Here is a 6,798-nt window from a genome sequence, read left to right as displayed (position 1 = left end):
CCTGGTGGTGCGCTGACCGGTGCGATCGCGGAGTCGGCGGGCGAGGACGCGGTCGGCGTCCCGGCCCTGCGCGACGACCGCGACGAAACACAGACGCTCCTGTCGGCCGTGGCGCATCTCTTCGTGCGCGGCGCCGAGGTCGACTGGGCGGCCGTCCTCCCCGAGGGTGCCACCGAGGCCCACGTCGACCTGCCGACGTACGCCTTCGACCACCAGCACTACTGGCTCCAGATGGCCCCGGCCAACGACGCGGTCGCTCTCGGGCAGAGCACGGCGGATCACCCGCTGCTCGGCGCGGTGGTCCAGCTCCCGCAGTCCGACGGGCTGGTCTTCACCTCCCGGCTGTCCCTGCGCACGCACCCCTGGCTGGCGGACCACGCCGTCGGCGGAGTGGTCCTGGTACCCGGCACCGGACTCATCGAGCTGGCCGTCCGCGCCGGTGACGAGGTCGGCTGCGATGTCGTGGACGAACTCGTCATCGAGGCACCCCTCGTCGTGCCGGAGGAGGGCGGTGTCCGGGTCCAAGTCGCCGTCGGCGGAGTGGACGACAAGGGGCTGCGGACGGTGTCGGTCTACTCGGCCCGGGAGGACACGGCCGGTGAGATCGGCTCGGACGCCTGGACCCGGCACGCCACCGGCACCCTGACCACCGCGGCCGATGACACGCCCACCTTCGACTTCACCGCATGGCCCCCGCCCGGAGCGGACCGCGTCGAGGTGGACGCCGATGCCTTCTACGCCGGCCTGATCGAGAAGGGCTACACGTACGGCCCGGTGTTCCAGGGGCTGCGGGCGGTGTGGCGGCGCGGCGGCGAGGTGTACGCCGAGATCGCCCTGCCCGACGCGCAGCGGGAGGAGGCGGCCCGGTTCGGGATCCACCCGGCGCTGCTGGATGCCGCTCTGCACGCCAACGGGTTCGTCGCCCCGGCCGACCCGTCCGAGTCCGGTGGCGGACCGCGTACGGTCCTGCCGTTCGCCTGGAACCGGCTGGCGCTGCACGCGGCGGGAGCGTCGGCGCTGCGCGTGCGGGTCGCGCCGTCCGGGCCCGACACGGTGTCGCTGCAGGCCGCAGACGAGACCGGCGCGCCGGTGCTGACGACCGAGTCCCTCGTGTTCCGCGAAGTCAGTGCCGAGCAACTGGAGGCTGCGGCCGGTACGCCCGGCGCGGACGCGCTCTTCCGTGTGGAGTGGACCGAGCTGTCCGTGCCCGCCCGCGCGGGCGCCCCGGCGCCGGCCTGGGCACGGGTCGTGACGGCCGCTGATCTCACCGGCCCGGCTGCCGGAGAAAGCGTGCCGGAGGTGCTGGTGCTGCCGGCCGACGGCCCCGACGAAGCCCTGGAGCGCACGTCCCGGGTCCTGGACGTCGTGAAGGCATGGCTGGCCGCCGAGCCGCTCGCGGACTCCCGGCTCGTGGTCGTCACCCGGGATGCGGTGCCCGCCGCCGGCGAGGACACCCTGACCGACCCGGCGGGGGCGGCTGTGGTGGGGCTCGTGCGGGCCGCCCAGGCGGAGAACCCCGACCGGATCGTCCTGATCGACACCGACGCGCCGCGAGACGACGAGGAGTTCCTCGCCGCGCTCGCCACGACCGCTCTGGCGGCCGGCGAACCGCAGCTCGCGGTGCGCGGTACGGCCGTCCGCGCCCCGCGCCTGGTACGGGCCGCCCCTGCGGGTCCCGCCCCGGAGCGCGCGAGCTGGGACCCCGACGGCACCGTCCTCGTCACCGGCGGCACGGGCTCGCTGGGCGCCCTGCTGGCCCGGCACCTGGTCGAGCGGCACGGCGTACGGCACCTGGTGCTGGCGAGCCGGCGCGGCCCGGACGCCGAGGGCGCGCAGGAACTGGTGGCCGAGCTGACGGGGCTCGGGGCGACGAGCGTGCGGGTGGCCGCCTGCGACATCGCCGAGCGCGAGGCGGTGGCCGCCCTGCTGGACTCCGTACCCGACGCGCACCCGCTGACCGCGGTCCTGCACACCGCGGGCGTCCTGGACGACGGCGTGATCGGCACGCTCGACCGGCGACGCCTGGACCACGTCTTCGCGCCGAAGGTGGCGGCCGTACGACACCTGGACGAGCTGACCCGCACCCTGGACCTGACGACGTTCGCCGTGTTCTCCTCCGCGTCCGGGCTGTTCGGCTCGGCCGGCCAGGGCAACTACGCCGCCGCCAACGCCTGGCTCGACGCCGCGATGGCCCGGCGCCGGGCGGCCGGTCTGCCGGCGCTGTCCCTGGCCTGGGGCCCGTGGGAGCAGACCACCGGGATGACCGCCGGCGCGGAAGCGGCGGCCCGCACCCGCGGCAACCGGCGCGGCGCCATCCTGCCGCTCGCCCCGCGGGAGGGCATGGCCCTCCTCGATACTGCCCTGGCCGGCGACGACACGGTGCTCGTCCCGGTCAAACTGGACCTCAGGGCCGTACGGGCCGAGGCGGCCACGGGCGCCGGCGTGCCGCCCCTGCTGCGCCAACTGGTCCGGGCCGGGCGGCAGTCGGCGCGGGCCGCCGCGGGAGACGGCGGGGACGGCCTGCGGCGCCGGCTCGCCGGGCTGTACCGCGACCGGCAGGAGGCCGTGCTGCTGGATGTCGTCCGCGGACATGTGGCCGGCGTGCTCGGCCACTCCGGAGCGGACGGCGTCGGCGCCGAGACGGCGTTCAAGGACGCCGGGTTCGACTCCCTCACCTCCGTGGAACTGCGCAACCGGCTGCGCGCCGCGACCGGCGTCAACCTCTCCGCCACCGTGGTCTTCGACTACCCCACACCGCTCGCCCTGGCCCGCCACCTGCACGGCGAACTCGCCCCGGAGGGCGCGCGGCACCGGACGGCGGCCGAGGCGGACGAGGAACGGCTGCGCCACGCGCTGCTCGCCCTACCGCTGGAGCGGTTCCGGGAGGCCGGCCTGCTGGAGGCGCTGGTCGAACTGGCCGCCCTGGAACCCGGCGCACCCGCACCCGGCGAACCGGACCCCGCCCGGGGTGCGCTGGCCGACCTGGACGTCGACGACCTCGTACACCTCGCGCTCGGCGACGACAGCGAATCCCTCGAAAGCTGACGCGGCACACGACTGATTGGGGCAGTGAAGTGAGTGCTTCCTACGAGAAGCTTGTCGAGGCGCTGCGAAAGTCGCTGGAAGAGGTCGGCACGCTGAAGAAGCGGAACCAGCAGCTCCTGAGCGCGTCGCGCGAGCCGATCGCGATCGTGGGCATGGCGTGCCGGCTGCCCGGCGGCGTCGATACCCCGGAAGATTTATGGGAGTTGGTCGCCGAGGGCCGCGACGGGGTGTCGGGCTTCCCGGACGACCGCGGCTGGGACCTCGACACCCTGCTGGACGCCGACCCCGAGAAGACCGGCACCTCGTACGTCGACCAGGGCGGATTCCTGCACGGCGCCGGCCGGTTCGACGCGGAGTTCTTCGGGATCTCGCCGCGCGAGGCCCTGGCCATGGACCCGCAGCAGCGACTGCTCCTGGAGACCTCCTGGGAGGCGTTGGAGCGGGCCGGCATCGATCCCCTGTCACTGAAGGGCACCGATGTCGGCGTGTTCAACGGCATCATGGGCGTCGACTACTTCGCCGGCGGCAGCGTCCCGCCCGAGCTGGAGGGCTTCACCGGAACCGGCGCCGCGTCCAGCGTGGCCTCCGGCCGCATCTCCTACATCTTCGGCTTCGAGGGTCCGGCGGTCACCCTCGACACCGCCTGCTCGTCCTCCCTGGTCGCCATCCACCTCGCCGTGCAGGCGCTGCGCCGCGGCGAGTGCACGATGGCCCTGGCGGGCGGCGCCACCGTCATGGCCACGCCGGGCCTGTTCATCGACTTCTCCCGGCAGCGCGGCCTCGCAGCCGACGGCCGCTGCAAGGCCTACTCGTCCGCCGCGGACGGCACCGGCTGGGCCGAGGGCGCGGGTGTCGTCGTCCTGGAGCGCCTGTCCGAGGCGCAGCGCAAGGGGCACCGGGTCTTGGCCGTCGTGCGGGGCACAGCGGTCAACCAGGACGGCGCCTCCAACGGCCTGACCGCCCCCAACGGCCCCTCTCAGCAGCGGGTGATCCGCAAGGCGCTGGCCGTGGCCGGGCTGACCCCGGCCGACGTGGACGCGGTGGAGGGCCACGGCACCGGCACGGTCCTCGGCGACCCGATCGAGGCACAGGCTCTCCTCGCCACCTACGGCCAGGACCGCGAACAGCCCCTGTATCTCGGCTCGTTGAAGTCCAACATCGGCCACACCCAGGCCGCCGCCGGCGTGGCCGGCGTGATCAAGATGATCCAGGCCATGCGCCACGGCGTGCTTCCCTCCACCCTGCACGTGGACGAACCGTCCCCCCGCGTCGACTGGGACGCGGGCGCCGTACGACTGCTCACGGAGGCCCGCGAGTGGCCACGAGTGGACCGGCCGCGCCGGGTGGGCGTGTCCGGCTTCGGCGTGAGCGGTACGAACGCCCACGTGATCCTGGAGCAGGCGCCGGAGGAGTCCGCTGCCGAGCCGCCGGTGGCACCGGTCGATGGTCCGCTTCCGGTGGTGGTGTCGGCGCGGAGCACCGACACCCTTGCCGGGCAGGCCGGACGACTGGCGGACTTCGTCGCCGACACCGACACCCCGCTGCCGACCATCGCCGGAGCACTGGTCTCCCAACGGGCCGTGCACCTTGAGCGGGCCGTGATCCTCGCCGGATCGCGGGACGAGGCCCTCACCGGGCTGCGGGCACTAGCCAAAGGAGAGACGGCCCCCTCGGTGACCTCGGGCTCGGGTGCCGACGCGACAACGGTGATCGTCTTTCCGGGTCAGGGCTCGCAACGCGTCGGTATGGGCCGGGAGTTGTATGAGCGGTATCCCGTCTTCGCGCAGGCATTGGACAAGGCGTGTGCGGTGCTGGATGCGCGGTTGGCCGGCTCGGTGGAGTATTCGGTCAAGGATGTGATCTTCGGGGCGGGTGAGGGTCTGCTGGATCAGACGGTGTTCACGCAGGCCGGGCTGTTCGCGGTGGAGTCGGCGTTGTTCCGGTTGGTGGAGTCGTGGGGTGTGCGGCCGGATGTGGTGGCCGGGCATTCGATCGGTGAGGTGGTCGCCGCGCATGTGGCGGGTGTGTTGTCGCTGGAGGATGCGGCGGCGTTGGTGGCTGCGCGGGGTCGGTTGATGCAGGCGTTGCCGGTGGGCGGTGCGATGGTGGCGGTGGCCGCGAGTGAGGCGGAGGTCGCCGAACACCTCGGTGAGGGTGTGGACTTGGCGGCGGTGAACGCGCCGGGCTCGGTCGTCTTGTCCGGTGATGAGACCGCGGTCCTGGCGGTGGCGGACAAGCTGCGCGAGCGGGGTCGCCGGGTCAAGCGGCTGACGGTCTCGCACGCGTTTCACTCGGCGTTGATGGAGCCGATGTCGGCAGAGTTCACAGCGGTGCTGTCCGGCCTGACGTGGAACGAGCCGACCATCCCCGTTGTATCGAACGTGACGGGCCGGCTGGCGGAGCCGGGTCAGCTCACGGATCCCGCCTACTGGGTGGAGCACGTCCGCCGCCCGGTCCGTTTCGCGGAGGGGATCAGCGCCTCGGGCGGTTCGGTGTTCGTGGAGCTCGGTCCTGGTGGTGCGCTGACCGGTGCGATCGCGGAGTCGGCGGGCGAGGACGCGGTCGGCGTCCCGGCCCTGCGCGACGACCGCGACGAAACACAGACGCTCCTGTCGGCCGTGGCGCATCTCTTCGTGCGCGGCGCCGAGGTCGACTGGGCGGCCGTCCTCCCCAAGGGCGCCACCGAGGCCCACGTCGACCTGCCGACGTACGCCTTCGACCACCGGCACTACTGGCTCCCGGCCCCTCGCCCCCTGATGGACGCCACCGCCTTGGGCCAAGGGGCGGCGGACCACCCGCTGCTCGGCGCGGTGGTCCAGCTCCCGCAGTCGGACGGGCTGGTCTTCACCTCCCGGCTGTCCCTGCGCACGCACCCCTGGCTGGCGGACCACGCCATCGGGGGAGTGGTCCTGGTCCCCGGTACCGGGCTGGTCGAACTCGCCGTCCGCGCCGGTGACGAGGTGGGCTGCGGGGTGCTGGACGAGCTGGTCATCGAGGCGCCTCTGGTCGTCCCCGAGGACGGCGCCGTACGTGTCCAGGTCGCCGTCGGCGGGCCGGACGAGACCGGGGCCCGGAGTGTGGAGGTGTACTCCACCCGCCAGGACGTCGGTGCGGAGAGCGGACCGGACGCCTGGACCCGGCACGCCGGCGGCACCCTGAGCGCAGCCGTCACGCCCACCGACACCTTCGACTTCACCGCATGGCCCCCGCCCGGCGCCCGGCAGGTCGACATCTCCGACGGCTACGAGAAACTGACGCGCGCGGGATACGCGTACGGCCCGGCGTTCCAGTGCGTGCGGAAGGTCTGGCGGCGCGATGCCGAGCTGTTCGCCGAGGTGGTCGCACCGCCCGAACAGCGGGAGAACGCCGCCGGGTTCGGCATCCACCCGGCGCTGCTCGACGCGGCCCTGCACGCGAGCATCCTGGACGCGGCCGCCGAGGTGACCGACGGTGCCGTGGCGGATGACGAAGCGGTGGTGCGGCTGCCGTTCGCCTGGAACGGGCTGACGCTGCACGCCTCCGGTGCCGCGTCGATCCGGGTACGGCTGCTGCGGCCCGACCCGGACACGCTGTCACTGGAGGCCGTCGACGACACCGGCGGTCTGGTCCTGACCCTGGACTCGCTCGTCTCGCGGGCCGTCTCCGCCGAGCAGCTCGAAGCGGCGTCCGGTGTGTCCGGTGGCGATGCGTTGTTCCGGGTGGAGTGGTGTGAGCTGCCGTCCGTGTCCGTGGGCGGTGAGGTGCCGGCGGTGA

General features: G+C 73.5%; 2 protein-coding genes. Both read left to right on the top strand.

Annotated features, from left to right (window positions below; all coding sequences use genetic code 11):
• On the top strand, positions 1–3,045 hold a 3,045-nt coding region (locus ACZ7DL_RS38780), incomplete at its 5' end, for a type I polyketide synthase (RefSeq protein WP_470781734.1).
• 29 nt (positions 3,046–3,074) lie between these two features.
• The coding region (locus ACZ7DL_RS38775) for a type I polyketide synthase (protein WP_470781733.1) at positions 3,075–6,798 on the top strand (3,724 nt) is incomplete at its 3' end.

The sequence above is a fragment of the Streptomyces sp. NPDC036984 genome, assembly GCF_055607665.1.
This window is presented reverse-complemented; position numbering and strand designations above follow the sequence as displayed.